At 68.5% G+C, this 22,518-nt stretch carries 20 protein-coding genes and 1 tRNA gene; 14 read left to right on the top strand and 7 right to left on the bottom strand.

All coding sequences use genetic code 11. The annotated features are described in order from the left end of the window. The first annotated feature begins 328 nt into the window (after nucleotides 1-328). Together AC5020_RS15360 and AC5020_RS15365 are read left to right on the top strand one after the other, a co-directional pair. The gene (locus tag AC5020_RS15360) at nucleotides 329-835 is read left to right on the top strand and encodes a Fur family transcriptional regulator (RefSeq protein WP_464988912.1); all 507 of its coding nucleotides are present in this window, start codon (nucleotides 329-331) and stop codon (nucleotides 833-835) included. Nucleotides 836-926: 91 nt separating this feature from the next. Further along, on the top strand, nucleotides 927-2,420 hold the full coding sequence (locus tag AC5020_RS15365) for a catalase (RefSeq protein ID WP_464988913.1): 1,494 nt from the start codon (nucleotides 927-929) through the stop codon (nucleotides 2,418-2,420). A gap of 149 nt (nucleotides 2,421-2,569) precedes the next feature. Here the strand turns inward: AC5020_RS15365 and AC5020_RS15370 are convergent, their stop codons facing one another. Both AC5020_RS15370 and AC5020_RS15375 read right to left on the bottom strand, forming a co-directional pair. Then, nucleotides 2,570-2,953: a universal stress protein gene (locus tag AC5020_RS15370; protein ID WP_464988914.1), complete on the bottom strand. Its 384-nt coding sequence runs from the start codon at nucleotides 2,951-2,953 to the stop codon at nucleotides 2,570-2,572. A gap of 157 nt (nucleotides 2,954-3,110) precedes the next feature. Further along, nucleotides 3,111-3,785 carry a lysophospholipid acyltransferase family protein gene (locus AC5020_RS15375; RefSeq protein ID WP_377018230.1) on the bottom strand — a complete coding sequence of 225 codons (675 nt, stop codon included), beginning with the start codon at nucleotides 3,783-3,785 and terminating at the stop codon, nucleotides 3,111-3,113. Between the two features lie 265 nt (nucleotides 3,786-4,050). Here AC5020_RS15375 and AC5020_RS15380 point away from each other — a divergent pair, with 265 nt between their 5' ends. From AC5020_RS15380 to AC5020_RS15400, 5 genes are all read left to right on the top strand, one after another. Then, nucleotides 4,051-5,811, top strand: coding sequence for a Gfo/Idh/MocA family oxidoreductase (locus tag AC5020_RS15380; RefSeq protein ID WP_464988915.1), 1,761 nt, complete (start codon nucleotides 4,051-4,053; stop codon nucleotides 5,809-5,811). A gap of 761 nt (nucleotides 5,812-6,572) precedes the next feature. After that, the gene (nrdH, locus tag AC5020_RS15385; RefSeq protein WP_377018228.1) at nucleotides 6,573-6,827 is read left to right on the top strand and encodes a glutaredoxin-like protein NrdH; all 255 of its coding nucleotides are present in this window, start codon (nucleotides 6,573-6,575) and stop codon (nucleotides 6,825-6,827) included. 22 nt (nucleotides 6,828-6,849) lie between these two features. Next, nucleotides 6,850-7,248 (top strand): class Ib ribonucleoside-diphosphate reductase assembly flavoprotein NrdI, encoded by a 399-nt coding sequence (gene nrdI / locus AC5020_RS15390; RefSeq protein ID WP_464988916.1) that lies wholly within the window; start codon nucleotides 6,850-6,852, stop codon nucleotides 7,246-7,248. 5 nt (nucleotides 7,249-7,253) lie between these two features. Beyond that, the gene (nrdE, locus tag AC5020_RS15395) at nucleotides 7,254-9,386 is read left to right on the top strand and encodes a class 1b ribonucleoside-diphosphate reductase subunit alpha (protein WP_377792999.1); all 2,133 of its coding nucleotides are present in this window, start codon (nucleotides 7,254-7,256) and stop codon (nucleotides 9,384-9,386) included. Between the two features lie 230 nt (nucleotides 9,387-9,616). After that, entirely contained in the window at nucleotides 9,617-10,726 is a 1,110-nt protein-coding gene (locus AC5020_RS15400; RefSeq protein WP_464988917.1) for a D-2-hydroxyacid dehydrogenase, read from the top strand. Nucleotides 10,727-10,736: 10 nt separating this feature from the next. Here AC5020_RS15400 and AC5020_RS15405 read toward each other — a convergent pair whose 3' ends face one another. Further along, nucleotides 10,737-12,134 carry a DUF418 domain-containing protein gene (locus tag AC5020_RS15405; protein WP_464988918.1) on the bottom strand — a complete coding sequence of 466 codons (1,398 nt, stop codon included), beginning with the start codon at nucleotides 12,132-12,134 and terminating at the stop codon, nucleotides 10,737-10,739. A gap of 391 nt (nucleotides 12,135-12,525) precedes the next feature. Here AC5020_RS15405 and nrdF point away from each other — a divergent pair, with 391 nt between their 5' ends. From nrdF to AC5020_RS15425, 4 genes are all read left to right on the top strand, one after another. Next, nucleotides 12,526-13,494: a class 1b ribonucleoside-diphosphate reductase subunit beta gene (nrdF, locus tag AC5020_RS15410; protein WP_377793002.1), complete on the top strand. Its 969-nt coding sequence runs from the start codon at nucleotides 12,526-12,528 to the stop codon at nucleotides 13,492-13,494. Between the two features lie 626 nt (nucleotides 13,495-14,120). Then, a complete protein-coding gene (locus tag AC5020_RS15415; protein ID WP_377018218.1) occupies nucleotides 14,121-14,354 on the top strand; it encodes a hypothetical protein in 234 nt (77 codons plus the stop codon). A gap of 246 nt (nucleotides 14,355-14,600) precedes the next feature. Continuing rightward, nucleotides 14,601-14,885, top strand: a complete 285-nt coding sequence (locus tag AC5020_RS15420; protein ID WP_464988919.1) for a GlsB/YeaQ/YmgE family stress response membrane protein — start codon at nucleotides 14,601-14,603, stop codon at nucleotides 14,883-14,885. 134 nt (nucleotides 14,886-15,019) lie between these two features. Next, nucleotides 15,020-15,733 (top strand): hypothetical protein, encoded by a 714-nt coding sequence (locus AC5020_RS15425; RefSeq protein WP_464988920.1) that lies wholly within the window; start codon nucleotides 15,020-15,022, stop codon nucleotides 15,731-15,733. Nucleotides 15,734-15,813: 80 nt separating this feature from the next. Here the strand turns inward: AC5020_RS15425 and AC5020_RS15430 are convergent, their stop codons facing one another. Continuing rightward, nucleotides 15,814-16,482 (bottom strand): IMPACT family protein, encoded by a 669-nt coding sequence (locus AC5020_RS15430; protein ID WP_464988921.1) that lies wholly within the window; start codon nucleotides 16,480-16,482, stop codon nucleotides 15,814-15,816. A gap of 64 nt (nucleotides 16,483-16,546) precedes the next feature. Here AC5020_RS15430 and AC5020_RS15435 point away from each other — a divergent pair, with 64 nt between their 5' ends. Then, nucleotides 16,547-17,137 (top strand): hypothetical protein, encoded by a 591-nt coding sequence (locus AC5020_RS15435; RefSeq protein ID WP_464988922.1) that lies wholly within the window; start codon nucleotides 16,547-16,549, stop codon nucleotides 17,135-17,137. Nucleotides 17,138-17,340: 203 nt separating this feature from the next. Here the strand turns inward: AC5020_RS15435 and AC5020_RS15440 are convergent, their stop codons facing one another. The 3 genes from AC5020_RS15440 to ectA form a co-directional block, all read right to left on the bottom strand. Then, complete coding sequence (locus AC5020_RS15440) at nucleotides 17,341-17,733, bottom strand: ectoine synthase (RefSeq protein WP_209903649.1); 393 nt, start codon at nucleotides 17,731-17,733, stop codon at nucleotides 17,341-17,343. Nucleotides 17,734-17,841: 108 nt separating this feature from the next. Next, nucleotides 17,842-19,110, bottom strand: a complete 1,269-nt coding sequence (gene ectB / locus AC5020_RS15445) for a diaminobutyrate--2-oxoglutarate transaminase (protein ID WP_464988923.1) — start codon at nucleotides 19,108-19,110, stop codon at nucleotides 17,842-17,844. A 103-nt stretch (nucleotides 19,111-19,213) separates the two neighbouring features. Further along, the gene (gene ectA / locus AC5020_RS15450) at nucleotides 19,214-19,762 is read right to left on the bottom strand and encodes a diaminobutyrate acetyltransferase (RefSeq protein ID WP_464988924.1); all 549 of its coding nucleotides are present in this window, start codon (nucleotides 19,760-19,762) and stop codon (nucleotides 19,214-19,216) included. A gap of 332 nt (nucleotides 19,763-20,094) precedes the next feature. Here ectA and AC5020_RS15455 point away from each other — a divergent pair, with 332 nt between their 5' ends. Both AC5020_RS15455 and AC5020_RS15460 read left to right on the top strand, forming a co-directional pair. Beyond that, nucleotides 20,095-21,600, top strand: a complete 1,506-nt coding sequence (locus AC5020_RS15455) for an alanine/glycine:cation symporter family protein (RefSeq protein WP_464988925.1) — start codon at nucleotides 20,095-20,097, stop codon at nucleotides 21,598-21,600. Between the two features lie 125 nt (nucleotides 21,601-21,725). Next, nucleotides 21,726-21,798 (top strand) — tRNA-Lys (locus tag AC5020_RS15460). Nucleotides 21,799-22,518: the final 720 nt, after the last annotated feature.

Consider the following 22,518-nt stretch of genomic DNA (forward strand, 5'->3'; position numbering starts at 1 on the left):
CACGACGCCAGCGACTTCGATCTCGACGCCATCGCCGACGACCTCCAGCAGCTGGCCGAGAGCAAGAACCTAGACAGCGTCGAGGACCTCCGCACCGCTGACTTCTGGGCCGCCGTGGAGAAGCACCGCCACCAGTCCTGACGCGACGCCAGCTCTGACGCGACGCCGGCTCTGACGCCGCGCCCGCCTGACGCGACGCCGGCTCTGATACCGCGCCCGCCTGACGCGACGCCGGCTCTGATACCGCGCCCGCGTCCGCCGAGCGGCACCGATCCTGGACGCGTGCGTTTTTTTGGACAAGTCCAGAAAACGCGCTAGGGTGGGCGTCATGCCGAACGCCGACCGCGCCCCCGCTCTGCGGAACGCCGGTCTGCGCGTGACCGCCCCGAGGCTGGCGACCCTGGAGGTCGTCGCCGAACACCCCCACGCCGATGCCGACTCCGTCGCCCATGCCGTCCGGGAGCGCCTGGGAGCGGTCTCCCGCCAGGCCGTGTACGACGTCCTGCACGCCCTGACCGAGGTCGAGCTGCTGCGACGTGTCCCCGTCGCGGGCCGCAGCGCCCGCTACGAGCTGCACGAGCACGACAACCACCACCACCTCGAATGCCGCGTCTGCGGGCGCCTCGAGGATGTCCCGTGCGCCATCGGCGAGGCCCCCTGCCTGCTGCCCCACGACGACCTCGGCTTCGAGATCGAGGTCGCCGAGGTCGTCTACCGCGGGGTGTGCGCCGCGTGTCGCGACGAGGCCGCCACGCCCGCCGTCCCGACCGGTGCGTCGGCATCCTCCACCGCTGCCGCCGCTCAGCTCGACTCGCCCGCTTCGTCCTCGCCCTGATCGCTCCGGCCCTGCCGGTGCGAGACGGGCCGTCGTCTGTCCGCCTTTCGTGACAACTTGTCAGTACCCATCACCAACCCAGGAGAAGTACATGAACGACTTCGACCCCACAAAGAAGAGCACCACGGAGTCCGGTGCTCCGCGCGAGTCCGACGCGCACTCGCTGAGCGTCGGGGCCGACGGCCCGCTGCTGCTCCACGACGTCGCCCTGGTCGAGAAGCTGGCCCGCTTCGACCGCGAGCGCGTCCCGGAGCGCAGCCCCCACGCGAAGGGCTCCGGCGCCTTCGGTGAGCTCGAGGTGACCGAGGACGTCTCGAAGTACACCAAGGCGGACCTCTTCCAGCCCGGCCGCAAGACCCCGCTGCTGCTGCGCTTCTCCACCGTCGCCGGCGAGCTGGGCTCGCCCGACACCTGGCGCGACGTGCGCGGCTTCGCGCTGAAGTTCTACACGCAGGAGGGCAACTACGACCTGGTCGGGAACAACACCCCGATCTTCTTCCTGCGCGACCCGATGAAGTTCCCCGACTTCATCCACTCCCAGAAGCGCACCCCGGATTCGGGCCTGCGCGACAACACCATGCAGTGGGACTTCTGGACCAACTCCCCCGAGAGCGCCCACCAGGTCACCTACCTCATGGGCGACCGCGGCCTGCCCAAGACCTGGCGCCACATGAACGGCTACGGCTCGCACACCTACATGTGGGTCAACGCCGACGGCGAGAAGTTCTGGGTCAAGTACCACTTCCACACCGACCAGGGCATGGAGTTCCTCTCCAACGAGGAGGCCGACCGCCTCGCCGGCACCGACGGCGACTACCACCGCCGGGATCTCTTCGAGTCCATCGCGGGCGGGAACTTCCCCAGCTGGACCGTCTCGGTGCAGGTGATCCCGTACGAGGACGCGAAGCACTACCGCTTCAACATCTTCGACCTGACCAAGACGGTCTCCCACGAGGACTACCCGCTGATCAAGGTCGGCACGATGACCCTGAACCGCAACCCGGTCAACCACTTCGCCCAGGTCGAGCAGGCCGCGTTCAGCCCCTCGAACACGGTGCCCGGTATCGGCCTGTCCCCGGACAAGATGCTGCTGGGCCGCTCGTTCTCCTACCCGGACGCGCAGCGCCACCGCATCGGCACCAACTTCAACCAGCTGCCGGTGAACCAGCCGATCGTGCCCACGAACTCCTACGACAAGGAAGGGTTCATGGAGTTCCTGCACAGCGGGGACGCGCCGGTGTACGCACCGAACTCCTACGGCCGCGCCTACCAGGACACCCAGGGCCCCTCGGAGAACGGCTGGGAGGCCGACGGGGAGATGGTGCGCGCCGCCTACACCCTGCACGCCGAGGACGACGACTTCGGTCAGGCCGGCACGCTGGTGCGGGAGGTCTTCGACGACGCCGCCCGTGATCGCCTGGTCGAGACCGTCTCCGGTGCCCTGAGCACCGTCGAGGAGCCGGTCCTGTCCAAGGCCCTGCAGTACTGGAAGAACATCGATACCACCATCGGCGAGCGGATCGAGCTGGCCGTCGGCACCGCCAAGGCGGATCAGCAGCCCGGCGGGGACCCGCTGGAGGCCTGAGCCACCGGAACCGGGTCCAGCGTGCGGCCCGGCCGCGGACGAGAGGAAGCGGCCCGTCCCTCACACGTGGGGGACGGGCCGCTTCTGTACGTCGTCGGTGGCTCGCGCTGTCGCGGTCTGTCCGGGAGTCTGGCGCCGGCCGGCGTCGCTCACACCACGAGGACCTCGCTGGGGGCGGACAGCAGCAGCTTCTGCACGGTCAGGCCCAGCAGGTGACGGGCCAGGTCCTTCTGGCGCCGGATGCCCAGGACCAGCAGTTCGGCCTTCTCCTCCTCGACCACCGTCAGCAGCACCTCGGCGATGTCCTCCTCGGTGTGCTCCTGGCGGATCTCCACGCGCACGGGAGCCTGCCGCAGCTGGTCACGAGCGATCTCGAGCTGCTGGTCGTCGGCGTGGCGGGGGTCTTCGGTGACCCCTTCGCGCACGATGTTGACCACGATCAGCGGGCCGCCTCGCAGCTCCGCCTGCTCACGTGCAGCTGCCAGCGCCTTGAATCCCACGTCGGTGGGGATGAATCCGACGACGACTGCCATCTGTTCTCCTGAGGTGCGGTCCGGGCCCGGCCCGCGCCCGGTCAGCGCGCGCCTGCCCCCGATCCTACGGGCTCGGCCCGAGCTCCCGGCACGAGGGGCCTGACCGGGTGGACGGCCGGGAACGTCGTGGTCGTGATCGAAGCGGCCCGGACGATCCTCAGAACTCGGAACGGGCCGAGGACGTCGGTTCGGGGGAGCGCCGCTGGCCCGAGAGCTTCTGGATCTCGTCCATGATCCGCGCGTTCATCACGCGTCGCCGGACCCCCTTGGACAGACTGGGATCGACGTCGGCGATGTCCAGCGGCTCTCCCACGCGCACGCTGACGGTGCCGCGCTCGGGGATCGCCGTGGTGAACAGATGCTGAGTGCCCTTCAGCCCGACGGGGATGACGGGGCACCCCGATTCCAGCGCGAGCCAGGCGGCGCCCTGCTTGCCCGGATGCAGCAGCCCGTCCTTGGAACGTGCTCCCTCGGGGTAGATCCCGAAACCGGAGCCCTCGCGGAGAATCTCCAGAGCCGCTTGCAGCGCGCCCTTGCCGGACGAGAGCGCCTCGCGATCCACCGGCACGGCGCCGACGGCATCGAAGAACCAGCGCAGGACGCTGCCCTTGATCCCTTGATGCGCCCAGAGCGTGTCCTTGGCCACGAAGCGCACCTGCCGGGGGAAGACCACCGGGATGACGAAGCTGTCGATGTTGGCCAGGTGGTTCGAGGCGATGATGAAGCCGCCCTCGCGCGGCACGTTCTCCATCCCCGTGACCCGGGGGTTCCATGCGAGCCGCACGAGCGGCCTGACGACCGTGCGAGCACCGAAGTAGAAGCGGCTGGCCACGTAGTCCTCCTGAGACGTCTGAGATCGCCGTCTACGATATCCCCGCCGGCCGTGGCCGGGTTGCCGCCGCCGGATGCTGTCGGCCCGGATGATGTGCAGGTCGCGCCGGTGAAGCCGCTGACTTCGGGTCCGGCTCGGTGTGGTAGAACAGGCGTGCGTCACGCGCCGATTCCGGAGGCGCGATGAGGCAGTAGGGCGGTCGCTGCGTCCGCTGCGCGCATGCGGTGGGCGCTGCCGATCTCCGCCGATCCCGAGGAGCCTGTCGATGCCGAAGACCTTGAACGTCGCCGTGATCGGTGCCGGAACGATGGCGCAGGCCGTGCACCTTCCGGTGCTGCGGCGGCGCTGGGACCGGTTCACCGTCGCCGCCCTGGTCGACCACTCGCCGCGTCGGCGCCGGGAGGCCTCCGACGTGTGGGGCATCGGTGAGGACAAGCGCTACGAGTCGGTCGGCGATCTCATCGCAGCGGTGCGCGCCAAGACGCTCTCGCTCGATGCGGCCGTCCTGGCGACCGACGGTCTCCACGTCGAGGACCTGCTGCAGCTGATGCGCCGCGGGATCCCCGTGCTGGTCGAGCCCCCGCTGGGGTTCTCCGCCGAGGAGGTGGCCAAGGTCGCCGATTTCGAGCGGATGACGGGTCGGCGCCTGGTGATGATGGCCTACCCGCAGCAGTACGACGAATCCGTCGCGCGCATGTCGGAGCAGATCGCCACCAAGGACCTGCGGATGGTCGATCACGAAGTGCTGATGCCGGCCAGCCAGCCGCTGTTCGGCGGAGCGCACGTGACGAGCTCCTCCTACGACCTGCCCTCCGATGTGCGCTCGCAGCGCCGCTCCGATCTCCAGGCCGCCGTCGTCGCCGGCTCCGGCGAGGGCGCCACCCAGCGCGACCGCGACCTGTATGTGAAGGGCCTGCTGACCGGGGTGGCCCACCAGATGGCCGTGATGGAGGCGGTGTACGGGCCGATCACCCGCGTGACGGCGGTGCGCCACTGGCCCAAGGGCGTCATCCCCGGCTCCCTCGAGATCCTCGGCGAGCTCGAAGGCGGAGCGCATGTGCGCCTGGTGTGGCATTACCTGCCCTTCGCGCCCGAGTACTCCGAGCACATCAAGGTGCTCTCCGCGCGTCGCCGCATGGAGGTCGAGCTTCCCGCTCCCTCGCATGGCGACCGCCGCTCCAGTGTCGCTTTGCGGGAGAAGAAGGGCGGCGCCGTCCAGGAGACGGCGACCGTGGCCACGAAGGGCAGCGTCGAAGCCATGTGGGAGGCGTTCCACAGCTTCGTCGAGAAGGGCGTCCGGCCCGTCTCCGGCGCCGAGGAGGCACGCAACCAGGTCACGCTCCTGCGGGAGGTGCTCTCCACGATCGTGGTCGCCGACGGTCGCAGCCTCGATCCCGCCCCCGACGCGGCCGACGACGAACAGGGGAGCGACAGCGAGGCCGAGAGCGCTGATCCGTCTGCCTCCGGGCCGCTCGACTCCGAACCGGCTGCGGAGACGCTGGAACAGGAGCCGGCGACGGCCGCCGACGTGGCGGGAGCGCCGGACGGCGAACCGCCGGCCCTGGAACCGGAATCGCAGCCGGCGCCGGAGACGCTCGAGCAGGAGCCGGCCACCCCGTCGCCCCACAGCAGTCCGGCGGATCAGCGTCCGACGGAGCAGCGACAGCCCGTCGTCCCCGCCGCCGCGAGCGATCCGAGCGGACTCCCGGAGCCCACCAACCCCACCGAGCCCATCGACTATCCCGACGCGGAGCCAGGTGCCGCGCCGCGGACGGGCCGTGACGTCCTGGACGTGTGGAATCTCCGATCGGTCGGTCTGGACGAATCGACCTGGCCTCCCGAGCCGCACAGGACCTCCGATGCACAGCGCGAGGGCGACGATTCGGCGGGCGGCTCGGCGGCGCCGGCCGCGTCGCCCGAGGGCACCGGCGACGACGAGGCCGCGTCCCCGCAGGGCTCCGAGACGACCGGCACTGACCCGTCGGCGGAGTCGACGGCTGGCGAGTACCGCAACCGCCCCTCCTGAGGAATCGCCACCGCCCCTCCTGAGGAACTGCATGTGCGGCGCGCTGCCGCCGCGGACGTGCCGCAGGGCGCCATGACGCCCCGGGCGGCAGTGGCCCGGACGGCTCACGAGGCGACACGCCGGTGAGGCGAAGGCTGTCCGCAAGAAGCCGGTCGCGACACGCCCGGGGCGTCGCATGGTGCCCCGTAGGGGCGCGCCGATACTGCGCCGAGAAATCAAGTACGACGTCCCGTCGAGGCACGCCGACGACACGCCGACGACACGCCGACGCCACGCCGGCGACACGCCGCGACGCGCCCGGACACGCCGGGGATCCGGAACACATCTGCGCCCGGTCCGGGCTCGCCGAGGGCCCCCGCTCAGCAGCGCCGTCCACCGCGATCGCGGTCTGTCCGACCCCCTGTCCACACTGTGATGTGCACGCATCCTCGGTCTTCTCCTCGGTCTTCGTGCGTGGCTCGCGATTCGCGTCCCCAGCTGCCCCGAGCCATCCACATCCCGTCCCCACCGCCTTGTGGATGACAATCTTGTAACTCAGTACATCTTGTGGTCGTTCCTCTCGGGCACCACTAGGTGTAGTGTTGGTGCTGTCGCAGCGATCCGGCCCTCCCGGGGACCGTCCGCCACATCGAAAGCTCTGATGAGGCGGCGGTGGGGAGCCTCCGGAGGCCTGTGACGTGGTCCATCGGACCTCCCCGGAACATCTGCACACACCACGCTCCTCGCGCTCTCGGCGCGGCGCTCGAGAAAGGCCCCTTCCCTTGGACATCACCGTGTACTCCAAGCCCCTCTGCGTGCAGTGCGACGCGACCAAGCGCGCCCTGAACAAGGCCGGCGTCGCCTACGACGTCGTCGACATCACCGAGGACGCCGAGGCGCTGGCGCGCATCAAGTCCATGGGCTACGCGCAGGCTCCCGTGGTCATCACGGAGCAGGATCACTGGTCCGGCTTCCGTCCCGACAAGATCAAGGCGATCGCGGGCGCCGGCTCGCAGCGTTCGGCCGCCGCGATCTGAGCTGTCACCAGGAGGCGTCGGCGTGACGAAGCTCGTCTACTTCTCCTCGGTCTCGGGCAACACTCACCGCTTCATCGAGAAGCTCGGGATGCCGGCCCGGCGCATCCCGCTCTACGCCCAGGAGGAGCACCTCGTCGCCGATGAGGAGTTCGTCCTGGTGGTCCCGACCTACGGCGGGGGCAACGGCCGCGGTGCCGTCCCCAAGCAGGTCATCAAGTTCCTCAACGATGAACGCAACCGGAGCCTCATCCGTGGCGTGATCGGTGGCGGCAACACCAACTTCGGGGACGCGTACTGCGCGGCAGGGGATGTCATCTCCGCCAAGTGCCGCGTCCCGCACATGTACAGATTCGAACTGTTCGGTACCCCTCGCGACGTGCAGCGGGTCCACGACGGATTGGAAGAGTTTTGGCGACACTGACCGAGATGCCCCCACTCGAGCACAACAGGCAGCTCGACTACCACGCCCTGAACGCGATGCTGAACCTCTACGGAGCGGACGGCCAGATCCAGTTCGACAAGGATCGCCTCGCGGCGCGGGAGTACTTCCTGCAGCACGTGAACCCCAATACGGTGTTCTTCCACTCGCTGCGCGAGAAGCTCGACTACCTGGTCGAGAACAAGTACTACGAGCCCGAGCTGCTGGAGAAGTACGACTTCTCCTTCATCGAGTCGCTGTCGGAGCAGGCCTTCGCCAAGAAGTTCCGCTTCCCGACGTTCCTGGGCGCGTTCAAGTACTACACCTCGTACACGCTGAAGACGTTCGACGGCAAGCGGTACCTGGAGCGCTTCGAGGACCGCGTGGTGATGGTGGCCCTCACCCTCGCCGAGGGCGATGAGCAGCTGGCCCGCAACCTCGTCGACGAGATCCTCGACGGCCGCTTCCAGCCGGCCACCCCCACCTTCCTCAACGCCGGCAAGGCACAGCGCGGTGAGCTGGTCTCCTGCTTCCTGCTGCGCATCGAGGACAACATGGAGTCGATCGGTCGTTCGATCAACTCCGCGCTGCAGCTGTCCAAGCGCGGCGGCGGCGTGGCACTGCTGCTGAGCAACGTGCGCGAGTACGGCGCACCGATCAAGCACATCGAGAACCAGTCCAGCGGCGTCATCCCCGTGATGAAGCTGCTGGAGGACTCCTTCTCCTACGCGAACCAGCTGGGTGCGCGTCAGGGCGCCGGTGCGGTGTACCTCAACGCCCACCACCCGGACATCCTGCGCTTCCTGGACACCAAGCGCGAGAACGCCGACGAGAAGATCCGCATCAAGACTCTCTCGCTCGGCGTGGTCATCCCCGACATCACCTTCGAGCTCGCGAAGAAGAACGAGCCGATGTACCTGTTCTCCCCGTACGACGTGGAGCGCGAGTACGGCAAGCCGTTCGCCGACGTGAACGTCTCCGATCACTACCGCGAGATGGTCGACAACCCGAACATCTCCAAGAAGAAGATCAAGGCGCGCGACTTCTTCCAGATCCTGGCGGAGATCCAGTTCGAGTCCGGCTACCCGTACATCATGTTCGAGGACACCGCGAACCGGGCGAACCCGATCCCGGGCAAGATCACCCACTCGAATCTGTGCTCGGAGATCCTGCAGGTCTCGACCCCCTCGTCGATGAACACGGACCTGAGCTACGACGAGCTGGGCCGGGACATCTCCTGCAACCTCGGTTCGCTGAACATCGCCAAGACGATGGATTCCGACGACTTCTCGCGCACCATCGAGACCGCGATCCGCGGCCTCACCTCGGTCTCGGACCACTCCGACATCGAGTCGGTGCCGACGATCGCCGAGGGCAACCGCGCCTCGCACGCCATCGGTCTGGGCCAGATGAACCTCCACGGCTACCTCGCCCGCGAGTCCATCTTCTACGGCTCCGACGAGGGCCTGGACTTCACGAACATGTACTTCTACGCGGTCACCTACAACGCCATCAAGGCGTCGAACAAGATCGCCAAGGAGCGCGGCGAGGTCTTCTACGACTTCGAGAACTCGAAGTACGGCACCGGCGAGTACTTCGACAAGTACATCGAGCAGACGTGGGAGCCGCGCACCGAGAAGGTCCGCAGCCTGTTCGCGAACTCCAGCGTGCACCTGCCCACGCCGGAGGACTGGAAGCAGCTGCGCGACGAGGTCCAGAAGCACGGCATGTACAACGCCTACCTGCAGGCGGTGCCGCCGACCGGCTCCATCTCCTACATCAACCACTCGACCAGCTCGATCCACCCGATCGTCTCCAAGATCGAGATCCGCAAGGAAGGCAAGATCGGCCGCGTCTACTACCCGGCGCCGTACATGACCAACGACAACCTCGAGTACTACGAGGATGCGTACGAGATCGGGTACGAGAAGATCATCGACACCTACGCCGAGGCCACGCAGCACGTGGACCAGGGTCTGTCGCTGACGCTGTTCTTCCCGGACACCGCGACCACGCGCGATATCAACAAGGCGCAGATCTACGCCTGGCGCAAGGGCATCAAGTCCCTCTACTACATCCGCCTGCGGCAGATGGCGATCGAGGGCACCGAGGTCGAGGGCTGCGTCAGCTGCATGCTCTGACCTCTCGTCCGCCGAGGTGACGCCGGGGTCCGGACACGGGAAGCACCGTGTCCGGGCCCCGGCGTTCTTGCGCGCGGCGAACTGTAGTCAGCCCGAACAGCCACGGATCGATGGCAGCCGCAGTATCAGCATCCGGTGCCCCGGCAAGCCGCACACATCGGTGGACGTACTCTCCGCAGTAACCGCTGGACCCCTCACGAGCCCACGACCAGCGGGGAAGGAACTCACCCATGACGCACCCGCACTCCGACGATGTGACGAGGGCGCCGGCGCCGGATACTGACGGTGCGCCGGCCGACCGTCCGCGCGTCGTCATCGCCGCGAACCTGCCCGAGGAGCTGTGCCGCGGGATCGAGGAGGCAGAGCCGCGCGCCGAGGTGATCCGGGACCACTCCCTCTATCCTCCTCGCCGCGGCGCCGCTGACTGGCACGGCGACCCGGAGCACCGGCGCACGGCCGCGCAGCAGCGCGCTTACGAGGAGATGGTGGATTCCGCCGACGTGCTCTTCAGCCTGCCGGACGGCGACCCCGCTGGTCTGGCGCGCACTGTCCGGACGAATCCGGGACTGCGATGGGTCCAGACGATGGCAGCCGGGGGAGGAGCGCAGGTGCGCGCCGCCGGACTCACCGAGGATGAGCTCGAGCGCCTGACGGTCACCACCGCCGCCGGGGTGCACGCGGAACCGCTCGCGGAGTTCGCCCTGCTCGGTGTGCTGGCCGGCGCCAAGACCCTGCCCCGCCTCCAGGAGCTCCAGCGGCGTCACCAGTGGGGCGGGCGGCTGGAGATGCGCCACGTCAGCGAGATGACGGTGCTGATCGTCGGTCTCGGGGGCATCGGCGCGATGTGCGCGCAGAAGTTCTCCGCGCTGGGGGCGCGCGTCATGGGCACCACCCGCAGCGGCGAGCCCGTCGACGGCGTCGATGAGCTGGTCCCGATCGAGAAGCTGGCCCGCGCCGCTCGCGAGGCCGACGCGATCGTCGTGACCCTGCCCGGGACCGACCGCACAGCGGGCCTGGTCGGCGCCGACGTCCTCGAGGGTCTGCGTGAGGGAACGATCCTGGTCAACGTCGGCCGCGGGACCGTCATCGACGAGGACGCGCTGCTGGCCGCGCTCGAGGACGGCCGGATCTGCTACGCCGCCCTCGACGTCACCGCGACCGAGCCGCTGCCCGCCGAGAGTGCGCTGTGGGACCACCCGAACGTGCTGATCTCGCCGCACACGGCAGCGGTGAGTGCTCGCGAGGACGACCGGATCGTGACGCTCTTCATCGACAACCTGCGCCGCTTCGTCGACGGCCGGCCCATGCGGAACGTGGTCGACACGGTCGAGTTCTACTGAAGCTCGAGGTCTACCGAGCCAGCCGCTCCCGCCTCTCGTGCCGGCCGTAGGTCATCCGTCGCAGCAGCATCTCGGCCGGCCCGCGGAGGCTTCGAGAGTCCATGAAGGCGGCGATCGGCAGCGAGATCAGCCAGACCGCGAGGGCGATGGCGACGGCCGGGGCCGTGCTCAGCTGCGCGCCGAGGCCGAACCCCCAGCCGGCCATGATCGGGGCCAACAGCAGTGACTGGAACAGGTAGAACGTCAGCGACCGCTGGCCGACGGCGCTCAGGGCGCGTACCAGGGGCCCGGGCCGGGCGTTCGTGACCGGCATCTCGGTCGCCGCAGGAACGCCGTAGGCGCGCTGCGCCGGGGTCTGTTCCGCCGTCGCGCCGGATCGGGACGCCGGACCCTCCGCACTGAGCGCCGCGGCTGGGAGCCCGTGCCTCTCCAGCCGCGCCGCGAGCAGGCCGAACGCGGCCGCGTAGCCGACGCCGCAGGCCATGCCCGAGACCGAGGTGATCCCGACGAAGCCCCAGGCGACCGCCTCCGGCATGGGCAGCACACCCACGTACGTCAGAGCGTCCGGCAGCCCGCCCAGCCAGCCGACGGCGATGCCGCCGATCGCGACGCGACGCAGCAGCCGGACGTGGCGCCACGGCTCGTCGAGCACCCGATGACGGGCGGCGATCCACCCCAGCAGGATCATCAGCGGTGGGCCCATGAAAACGGCCGGCACGAGCGCGAACAGCCACATCCCGGTGCGCGTCAGGATCGAGATCAGGTACGGCTGCCCGTAGGCCAAGTCCCGGATGAAACCCATTCCGAAGCCGGCCATTCCCGCCTCCATCTCCGCGAGCGTCTCCGGCGGGGCGAGGAAGGCCAGCACCAGCGCGCTGACGGCGGAGAAGAGCGCATACAGCACCATGATCGAGGTCAGCACGATCAGCCAGATGGCGAGGGTGCGGGTGCGCCGGCCGAAGAAGATCCACACCAGCAGCAGGGCGGCGACCGCGTACGCCCCCAGGATGTCCCCGTAGAACAGCAGCGCCGCATGCAGGAATCCCAGCAGCAGCATCGCCCAGTGCCGGCGCCGCATCATGATCCGGACGACGCCGGCTTCCATGCCGCGGTCGATGCGGGAGCGGTAGAACTGCACCATGCCGTAGCCGAACAGGAACGCGAACAGCGGCATCGCCCGGTGGTCGACGGCGACGGTCATGACGAACTGCACCGCGGAATCGAGCGGGCCCATCGCCGGGATGTGGGGGCTCATGCCGACGGACCCCTCATGGCCCCACAGGTACCAGGAGACGTTGGCCATCGCGATCAGGGCGAGCATCAGGCCGCGGGAGATGTCCGGGGCCAGGGAACGGCGTGGGCGGGACGGGGCGGCAGGGGAGCGGGGAACCGTGGGCGAGCTGGTCACGTCGGCGCCTTTCGGGTCGGCGAGGCAGAGCGGTGAATCCGGTCGATGCGCCGTCGCACCCGAGGTGCAGCGTCGTCCCCTGAGGTGCGGCGTCGTCCCTTGCGAACCTAGCCGCGCCCGCAGCCGCTGTCGCGGGACGAAAGTCGGGTTTGTGTCACGGGTGTCGAGGAGGCGCGCCGCCATCGTGCTGGGCGCCCGGAGGCGGCCCGCGCACCGCAGCGGAGGGCTTGCTCACGCCGAGGAAGGTGAACGTCGCGGCGTTCGCCGCTGCCCCGGCGGAGGGTGTCGATTCCCACCGCGCCGGAGGGCCGTCGGTGCGCCGCCGGGAGGGCCCCACTGCCTACACTGGCGAGCACTGACTCTCCCCGATTCTTCTGACAGTGAGGCTGCGGTGAACGACCACCTGAAGACGACGGTCCAGGCCATCAACTGGAACCGGATCCCGGACCCGAAGGACCAGGAGGTCTGGGACCGCCTGACCGGAAACTTCTGGCTGCCCGAGAAGGTGCCGCTGTCCAACGACATCCAGTCCTGGAACCGGCTGCCCGATCACGAGAAGACGCTGACCATGCGGGTCTTCACCGGGCTGACCCTGCTGGACACCGTGCAGGGGACCGTCGGCGCCGTCTCCCTGATCCCCGATGCGATCACCCAGCACGAGGAGGCGGTGTACACCAACATCGCCTTCATGGAGTCGGTGCACGCGAAGTCCTACTCCCAGATCTTCTCGACGCTGTCGGACACCAAGCAGATCGACGAGGCCTTCCGCTGGAGCGAGTTCAACGAGCCGCTGCAGAAGAAGGCGCGGATCGTCATGGACTACTACCAGGGCGATGACCCGGAGAAGCGGAAGGTCGCGTCCACCCTGCTGGAGTCCTTCCTGTTCTACTCCGGCTTCTACCTGCCGATGCACTACTCCAGCCACGGCGAGCTGACCAACACCGCCGACATCATCCGCCTGATCATCCGTGACGAGGCCGTCCACGGCTACTACATCGGGTACAAGTTCCAGAAGGCCATGGAGCAGGCCTCCCCGGAGCGCCGCGCGGAGCTCAAGGACTACACGATGTCCCTCCTGCTCGAGCTGTACGAGAACGAGGAGGAGTACACCGAGGATCTCTACGACCCGGTGGGCTGGACCGAGGAGGTCAAGACCTTCTTGCGCTACAACGCCAACAAGGCGCTGATGAACCTCGGCTACGAGTCGCTGTTCCCGCAGGACTCCACGGAGGTCAATCCCGCGATCCTCGCCGCCCTGTCCCCGAACGCCGACGAGAACCACGACTTCTTCTCCGGCTCCGGCTCCAGCTACGTGATGGGCAAGGCCGTCGAGACCGAGGACGACGACTGGGACTTCTGAGGCTCTGACCCCGGGACGCCGAGGCGTGCTCCCCGGACCCCGCCCGAAGGCGCCGGACGCGAACGTCCGGCGCCTTCGGCGTATCGACCCGCGCCCGGTGGGCGACTCGCCGGTGCAGCATCATGCGGCCGATGAGAACGCCGATGCGATCCTGCGCAGGCGCGACGCCGAGTTGACCGATGCCTCCGAGGCCGACGTCCTCGTGGGACGCGCCTGCCCGCGCTGCGGCTCCTCCCGGCACGGGCGCCCCTGGGCCCGCGTGCCCGGGCGCGGCGACGAGGTCTCGGTCAGCCTGTCCCGCGCCGGCCCGCACCTGGTCACGGCGGTCACCACTGAGGGCGCCGTCGGCGTCGACATCGAGTCGGTGGCCGCGGTCGGCGCCGAGTGGGATCCGGGCCTGGTGCTGCACCCCGGCGAGGCAGGCCTCGATGGCGGCGCAGCGCGCGGCGCTGTGGTGCGGCAAGGAGGCGCGAACCGAGCGGTTAAGGACTGCATGCCAGCAGTCGCCCTGGTCACGGAGCGATCTCGGTGCCCCCGGGGGCGCGCTGCTCACTGCGCCTTCCCCTGGAGCGAGCACCCTCCTATCGTGACGGGTACCACAGTGAATCCCGCGTCGAGGAGGAAACATGTCGGAGCAAGAAGCTGGCCAGGTCACCGGGACGAAGGACAAGCACTACAACCTGGTGTGGTTCCTGGAGTCCTGCCTGAACAACGCGTTGCGCATGGAGACCTACGTCAAGGACGCGGAGCGGGACGGTGACACCGAACTCGCCGAGCTCTTCTCCAAAGCGCAGCACGAGAGCACCAAGGGAGCTGAGCAGGCCAAGTCCCTGCTCGCCTCACGACTGGCCTCGCAGTGACACGGACGGCCGCGGACCGGCGGCCCGCCGCGGCGCGCACTGCACTGCGCACTCCGGATTATTCGGCGACGAGGCGCTGACCGGCCGTGCCCAAGCGGCACGACGTCGTGATCGAGTCCTCGCCATACCGCCTGGTCGTCCGCGTGACCTGCGGTTTCGCGACGATCTGGTCGTCAGTCGCCGTGCGGGGCCAGAATGCGTGCGTAACACCCCGTCCCCTTCCCCTCAACGAATGGAGAACGTGTCATGGGACTTATCGGACTGATCATCTCGTGGATCATCATCGGCGCGATCATCGGCCTCCTAGCTCGCGCGATCATGCCGGGCAAGCAGGCCATGGGGCTGGGGATGACGATCGTCCTCGGCGTCGTCGGTGCGATCGTCGGCGGCTTCATCGGCGGCCTGTTCGGTGGTAACGGCATCGGCGGGATCATGGACAACCCGTGGAGCATCGGCACCATCCTGCTGTCCATCGTCGGCGCGATCATCGTGATGGCGATCTACGGCTTCGCAACCAAGGGCCGCGCCTGACCTCAGGCCACTAGCGTCCGCACCACGACGGCGCCGTCCCGGGACTCCCGGGGCGGCGCCGTCGGCATGTGCGGGGGCAGGTCATCGCCCACGCCGTGGGTATCGCCGGTGACGGGTGTCGATAATCTGAGGACATGCGGCGACGGCACCGCCTCACGGAGCTCGAGCAGCGTGAGCACCTCGCGCTGCGCTTCGGGCTGATCCTGCGGCGCGACTTCGGTCCGCTCGCGGTGCGCGACCGTGCCTCGAGCGAGGTCCGACGGGCACTGGCCGTGCCCTACTACTCACTGCTGCACCACGCCAACGTGGTCCCGCGGGCGGCGACGGCGCAGCGCGGGAGGCTGATCGGCAGCATCGCGGTGCAGGTCGATGCCGCCGGCCTCTCGGCGCGAGCCGTCTCCGCGCGCGCCGAACAGATCGCGCGGGTGCTGATCGCGGAGTACGACGCCCACGGGATCATCTACGGAGTCCGGGCCACTACCTGGGACAGCGCCGCAGGAACCGGGCGCGTCGACCTCGACCTCGCCAGCAGCGCGGACGTCCCCTCCCAGCACGCCGTCACGGGAGGGGACCTGACCCCGGTGCTGACGGCCATGCTGGAGGCCGTGCGTCCGGCGGGAATCGAGCTGGCCGTGGTCCGCGACCCGTTCGATGTGCGGGAGCAGCCCGCCTCATCATGGCGATGGGTGTTCCCGATCCGCTCCGGCGAGGCCGTCGAGGAGTTCCACGATCTGCACCGGGAGATGTCCTTCGCTGTGCTCAGCCGGCTGGTCACCGCGCAGCCGCGTGATCTGCGTCCGCTCAAATCGGTTCCCGCGCACTACGTCGATCTTCCCGGCGGGCAATGACCCCGCTGAGTGCCGACCACGTGCCGGTCGACCGGCTGGGGCGTGCGCGGAGGTGTTCGCTCCGCGGCCCGATCGACGTCTCACTCCACCTCGCGCGAGATCGGTACGTCCGTCAGTCGATCCCCGGTGGCGCGGACGTCGATGCGGCCGGAGGACCAGCGTGCGGTGTCCGCTGCCAGGGCCTCGAGGTGGGACGGCTCGAGGAGCACCTGCACGGTCGCGGCGCGCGCGGAGTAGACGGTGGGCTCGACGTGCGCGCCGTGCGCGGCGGCCCACTGGCGCACCGCATTCTCGGCGGCCCCGATCTCGGCGAGCGGAACGTCCAGCTCGGCGACGGTGAGATGGGTGCGGCGCAGCACCGTGGCCTCGGAGGCCGCCTGCTCCACGGCGGCGGTGTAGGCCCGCATCAGGCCGCCGGCCCCCAGTTTCACGCCGCCGAAGTAGCGGGTGACGATCGCCAGCGTGTCGACCAGGCCGGCATGCAGGAGTGACTGGAGCATCGGCATGCCCGCCGTGCCGGACGGTTCGCCGTCGTCGCTGGAGCGGTTCACCTCGGCGGCGTCGCCCCGAGCGCCGATCACGAGAGCGGTGCAGTGGTGGCGGGCGTCGGGGTGGTCGCGTCGGGCGGCCCGGATGCGGTCCTCGGCCTGGTGGAGGTCCTCGACCCGGTGCAGTCGGGTGAGGAAGCGGGAACGCTTCTCGACCAGTTCCGTCTCCACATCGGCGGCGAGAACGAGTGGATCGGGCATGGAGCCGAGTCTAGGGCGACGGTAGTCTGCTCGAGGTTGCAGCTCGATTCCCAGGAGGATCCCCATGACCGTCCCGAACTCCGCTCCCGTGCCCCCGCCGGGCTCGATGGGTCAGCAGCACCCAGGGTCCGGCTCCGGTCGGAAGAAGTTCGGCAGTGTGCCGAACATCCTTGTCATCGTCGGGGCGATCATCCTGGTGCTCAGCATCGCCATCGGCATCACCGTCACGGTGCTCGGCATCACCAGGACAGCCGGCGGGCTGGGTGACATCGAGGTGTTCGACAGCGGCAGCGGGTCGGTCACCGCGGAGGCCGGTGACGATATCCAGTTCTACGCCGAGGAGGGCACCCAGATCCCCACGTGCGAGGTGATGGGCCCCTCGCCCGAGGCGATCGGCGAGGGCACGCATCAGACGAGCAGCACCACCAAGGAGGGGAGGACCTGGGCGTCCTTCGACTCGATCACGGCGAACGAGGCGGGGGAGTACTCCTTCGACTGCGGCGGCACGCCTGTCGCCGTCGGCCCGCCGGTCTCCATCGGTGGGATCTTCGGGGCCGTCGGAGGCGTCCTGCTGGGCCTGGGCGGCGGTTTCCTCGGATTCGTGCTGGTCGTGATCGGCGTGATCCTCCTGATCATCCGTCGTCGTGCCTCGTGAGCGCCCCCGATCCCCGCGGTCCAGCAGAGGCGCGGTGACGGCGGGCAGATCCGCTGCCGCCCGCGACGTCAAGGGCTGAGGGACGCGACAGGGCCCGGCAGGATCGTGATGATCCTGCCGGGCCCTGTCGTGCTCAGGAGCGCCCCGGGTGCGCCCTTGTCGTCCTACGGCCTCGAGCGGGCCCGCGGACGGAGGAGCCCGCCTCAGGCGTCCTCGGTCACCAGCGGGTAGACGCCGTTCTCGTCGTGGACCTCGCGGCCGGTGACCGGCGGGTTGAACACGCACACGCACTTGATCTCGGTGCGGGGCCGCACGATGTGCTTGTCGTGGTCGTTGAGCAGGTAGAGGCTGCCCGGCGCCAGCTGGTGCTTCTCGCCGGTGGCCAGATCCTCGATCTCCCCCTCGCCCTGGGTGATGAAGACCGCCTCGATGTGGTTGGCGTACCAGAAGTAGCTCTCGGTCCCGGCGTAGAGCGTGGTCTCGTGCACGGAGAAGCCGACGCCCTCCTTCGCCAGGATGATGCGCTTGCTGCGCCAGTTCTCGGACTTGATGTCCGCGTCGGTGTCGGTGACCTCATCGAGGGTGCGAACGAGCATGGGGGAATTCCTCTCCGTGGATGAACGGGGTCCTGCGGTCCCCGAGCGGGCGCTCAGGGAGACGTCGGCCCGCCCCGGAGCTGGAGCGGGCCGACGGGGGTGGGGTGCTCAGGCGGTCAGCGCCTCGGCGACGGCCTGGTCGATGATGTCCAGCCCCTGGCGGAGCTGGTCCTCGGGGATCGTGAGCGCCGGCAGCAGCTTGACGACCTCGTCGTCGGGCCCGGAGGTCTCCACCAGCAGACCGAGCTCGAAAGCACGGTCGGTGACCTTGCCGGCCAGCTCGCCGCTGGGCATCCCCAGGCCGCGGGCGAGGCCGCGGCCCTTGACGATGAGCTCGTGGTCCTCGAAGCGGGCGGCCAGCTGGTTGAAGCGGCTCTCGATGTAGGCGCCCTTCTTGATGGTCTCCTTCTGGAGCTCGTCGTCGCTCCAGAACAGCTCGATCGCCTTGGTGGCGGTCGCGAAGGCGGGGCCGATGCCGCGGAAGGTGCCGTTGTGCTCGCCGGGCTCCCAGATGTCCAGCTCGGGCTTGATCAGCGTCAGCGCCATCGGCAGGCCGTAGCCGCTGATGGACTTCGAGAGCGTGACCATGTCGGGCTTGATGCCGGCCTCCTCGAAGGAGAAGAAGCCGCCGGTGCGGCCGCAGCCCATCTGGATGTCGTCGACGATCAGCAGGATCTCGTGCTTCGCGCACAGATCGGCGAGGCCGCGCAGCCATTCGGCGCGGGCGGCGTTGATGCCGCCCTCGCCCTGGACGGACTCGACGATGACGGCGGCGGGCTTGTTCAGGCCGCTGCCGCCGTCGGTGAGCAGACGCTCGAGGTACATGAAGTCCGGGACGACCTGGCCGAAGTAGTCATCGAACGGCATCGGGGTGGCGTGGACCAGGGGGATGCCGGCGCCGCCGCGCTTCATCGAGTTGCCGGTCACCGACAGCGCACCGAGCGTCATCCCGTGGAAGCCGTTGGTGAAGTTCACGACGGACTCGCGCCCGGTGACCTTGCGGGCCAGTTTCAGGGCGGCCTCGACGGCGTTGGCGCCGCCCGGGCCGGGGAAGGCCATCACGTAGTCGAGGTTGCGCGGCTCGAGGATCTGCGACTTGAAGGTCTCCAGGAACTGGCGGCGCACGTCGGTGAACATGTCCAGGCCGTGGACGACGCGGTCCTCGAGGAAGTGGTCGATGACGACCTTCTTCAGCTCGGGGTGGTTGTGGCCGTAGTTCAGGGCGCCGGCGCCGGCGAAGAAGTCGATGTACTCCCGGCCGTCCTCGGCGGTCAGCGTGCTGCCGGTGGCGTGGGTGAACGTGGTGGGCCAGCTGCGGGAGTAGCTGCGGACCTGGGACTCGAGCTCAATGGCATTGGTGGGTGCGGTCGTCGTCATGTGGTGCCTTCTCCCTGATGGATGGGTGCGGATGGTCTGTGGGGTCCTGTGGGCGCACGGAGACGCCCGTCTCGACGGGTGAGGTGTGGGAAGCGCAGCGCATTCATGCGCCGGGGCGCAGGTCTCCGATCACGTGGAGCAGTTCGGCGCCGTGGCCCTCGTCGGGGAAGTGGCTCTCCTCGAACAGCGGCTCGATCGTGTGGCTGGCGCCATGGCGCTCGGCGAGGGAGGCGAACAGGCGCTGGGAGGCGCTGTTGTCCTCGGTGATGGTGGTCTCCAGTGCGGTCACCGACGGGAGATCCTCCAGCAGCGCCTCCAGCAGCCGGGCTGCCACGCGCTGGCCTCGCATCGACTCGTCGACGGCGATCTGCCAGATGAACAGCCGCTCGGGAGCGTCCGGGCGGAGGTATCCGAGTACGAAGCCGACGACCTCTCCCTCGTGCAGGGCCACCCGGGAGGTCGCCGCGAAGTCACGGGCGAGCAGCAGGTAGGCGTAGGAGGTGTTCAGGTCGAGAGATCCGCTGTCCCGGGCAACGCGCCAGATGTCGGCGCCATGGCTCTGAGCAGGCGCAGTGATCGTGAGGTCGGCGGCGGGGGAGCTGGATCGGGTCGTGCGTCGGTTCGAGTCGGAGTGGTTTTCGATCGTCGTCAACGGGCCCATAACGATCCCCAACGCTATCGAGAACGCCGACGGATGTGGACCCCGGGTCCTCGCGGAGAGGCCTCCGCTCGGAGTGTCGTAACGAAAACGTGACCGCCGACGTCCTGCTCGTCGGATTGTCGGACAAGGCCCTCCTATACGTGCCGACCTGCGCAAACGTTGTCGCGGTCGGCTCGATGGCGGCCGGGGACGAGAACTCTCTGTGTTGTGCGTCACGAGTGCCCGGATCGCGGGCTCCCGCGCGCGCAGACATGAGTGAGTCACCGGGGCCTCCCCGCGCCGAATCGCGACGGACCTGGAGGGGCACTGGGTACCGTCATGGCATGACTCCTCTGGAATCACTCAATGAATGGCTGGGAAACGCCGAGGGCTGGCTGTGGACCTGGGCAGGGATGCCCGTGGTCGTCGTGCTCGCCCTGTACTTCACGATCCGCTCCCGGGGAGTGCAGTTCCGGATGATCCCGGCGATGTTCGGCGCGATCACGCAGAAGGCGCAGCGTGAGCAGCGCGGAGCGGGCCGCAACCGCATCGTGAGGACCAAGTCCCTCAGCGCGTTCCAGGCCTTCAGCGTCTCCGCGGCCGCGCGCGTGGGCACCGGCAACATCTCCGGCGTGGCCGGGGCGATCTTCCTGGGCGGGCCGGGCGCCGTGCTGTGGATGTGGGTGATGTGCCTGCTCACCAGCGCTGCCAGCTTCATCGAATCCACCCTCGCCCAGCTGTGGAAGTCCCGTGCCGAGGACACCTACAAGGGCGGGCCGGCCTTCTACATCCAGCGGGGGCTCGGCAGCCGCGGCTTCGGGCTGCTCTTCGCCGTCCTGTTCATCTTCTGCTTCGCCTTCGCCTTCACCTCGCTGCAGGCCAACACCATCGTCGACGCGTTCAGCGGTGCGGTCGCGATCTACGCGGATCCTGCAGGGATGCCGTGGATGCCTGTCGTGCTCGGTGTGGTGCTGGCCGTCCTCACCGGCGTGATCGTCTTCGGCGGGATGCGCCGGGTGGCCCGGGTGGCCCAGAACATGGTGCCGCTGATGGCGCTGATCTACCTGGTCATCGGCATCCTCATCGTCGGCCTGAACCTCGGTGAGCTGCCGCGTGTGATCGGCCAGATCGTCACCGAGGCGTTCAGTCCGCAGGCCGCGATCGGTGGCGGCATCGGTGCCGCGATCGTCAACGGCGTCCAGCGCGGGATGCTCTCGAACGAGGCGGGCATGGGCTCGGTGCCGAACGTGGCCGCCACCGCCTCTGTGAGCCACCCGGTCAAGCAGGGCCTGGTCCAGACCCTCGGGGTCTACTTCGACACGATCCTGATCTGCTCGATCACCGCGTTCATCGTGCTGGTGGCCTTCCCCGACGTCTCCGCCGGCGGCGAGGGACTGGTGATGGTGCAGGAGTCGATGACCGCCAACCTCGGCGGATGGGCCGCGATCCTGCTGGCGGCGATCATGTTCCTGCTCGCCTTCACCTCCGTGCTGGGGAACTTCTCCTACGGCGAGGCGAACATGCACTTCATCACCAGCAAGCGCGGCTGGCACATCGCCTTCGGCCTCGCCGTGGTCGCCCTCGTGTTCATCGGGTCGGTGATCTCGGTGGACCTGGCCTGGTCCATCGCCGGGGTCAGCATGGTCTTCATCGCGATCATCAACCTCATCGTGATCGCCCTGCTCGCCCCGACCGCCATGAAGCTGCTGCGCCACTACAACGAGCAGCTGGCACAGGGCCACGACCCGATCTTCCTCGCCTCGGACCTGCCCGAGATCAAGAACATCGAGGTCTGGGAAGGCGTGGACGTCAGCGACTACCAGGACAACAGGCGCAACGCCGGAGTCTGACCGGCGGGCCCGGCGACGACGGGAACGGCGCACGGCGGACGCCAGGAGACGGGTAGGACCCGTCACCTGGCGTCCGCTTCGTCCTGCGCGCGCCGTTAAGATGGGTTGGCCCGCCACGCGGGCACGGGCCTGTAGCTCAGTTGGTAGAGCATCGGACTTTTAATCCGCGGGTCGAGGGTTCGATCCCCTCCGGGCCCACCGCTGGTCAGAGCGAAGTTCGCCGTTCTGGCGCTCGCCCCGATTACGGCAATGACAGCAACGCTGACAGCAACGCGGCTGTGTGAACTGTGCTGGAGGGAGGGGTGATGGCAGCTGGCCGCTTACCACTCCGCGGCCGCGATTCAGACAGGTCGTTCAGCCTTCGTCCCCTGTGGTCACGTCCTAGCACCAAGGAGATTGACAGATGGGTCCAACCGACCGGCCAGGAGTGGTCTGCCTCTGTGGCTAACTCCGCTTCCAGAACCTCTGCGAGTCGGAGCGGCGGCGTCTCACCGCGCTCGGGAAGATCGCGCTCGCCCCCGAAGCGATCGATGAAGAACTGACGTCAGCACGACGTGAGGCCCTGGGCGAGCTGCATCTACGCCGTATCGACGTGTCGGACGAGGTTCGAGTGGTGAGCGAAGGTGGATACCTCGGATCGGCAACGCGGCGCGAGATCGCCTATGCGAGGGAGACGGGCAAGAGAGTCAGTTCGATGGACCCTGGCCTCGACCTCTGACGCCGTCAGGCACTGGTCCTTCGGCTCTCGTCTCCAGCTGGACTATTAAGAGTGGCGGGAGCGACCAGGTGCGAGGCATCCTGGTCGCATGAGCGGGTCAGAGCTTCTAGTCATCGGTGGAGCTTCCGGCGTCGGGAAGTCGTCCGCCGCGTTCGCTCTGCATGACCTTCTCGCCGCACAAGGTATTCAGCACGCTGTTG

This window comes from Brachybacterium sp. SYSU DS0246, assembly GCF_059391765.1.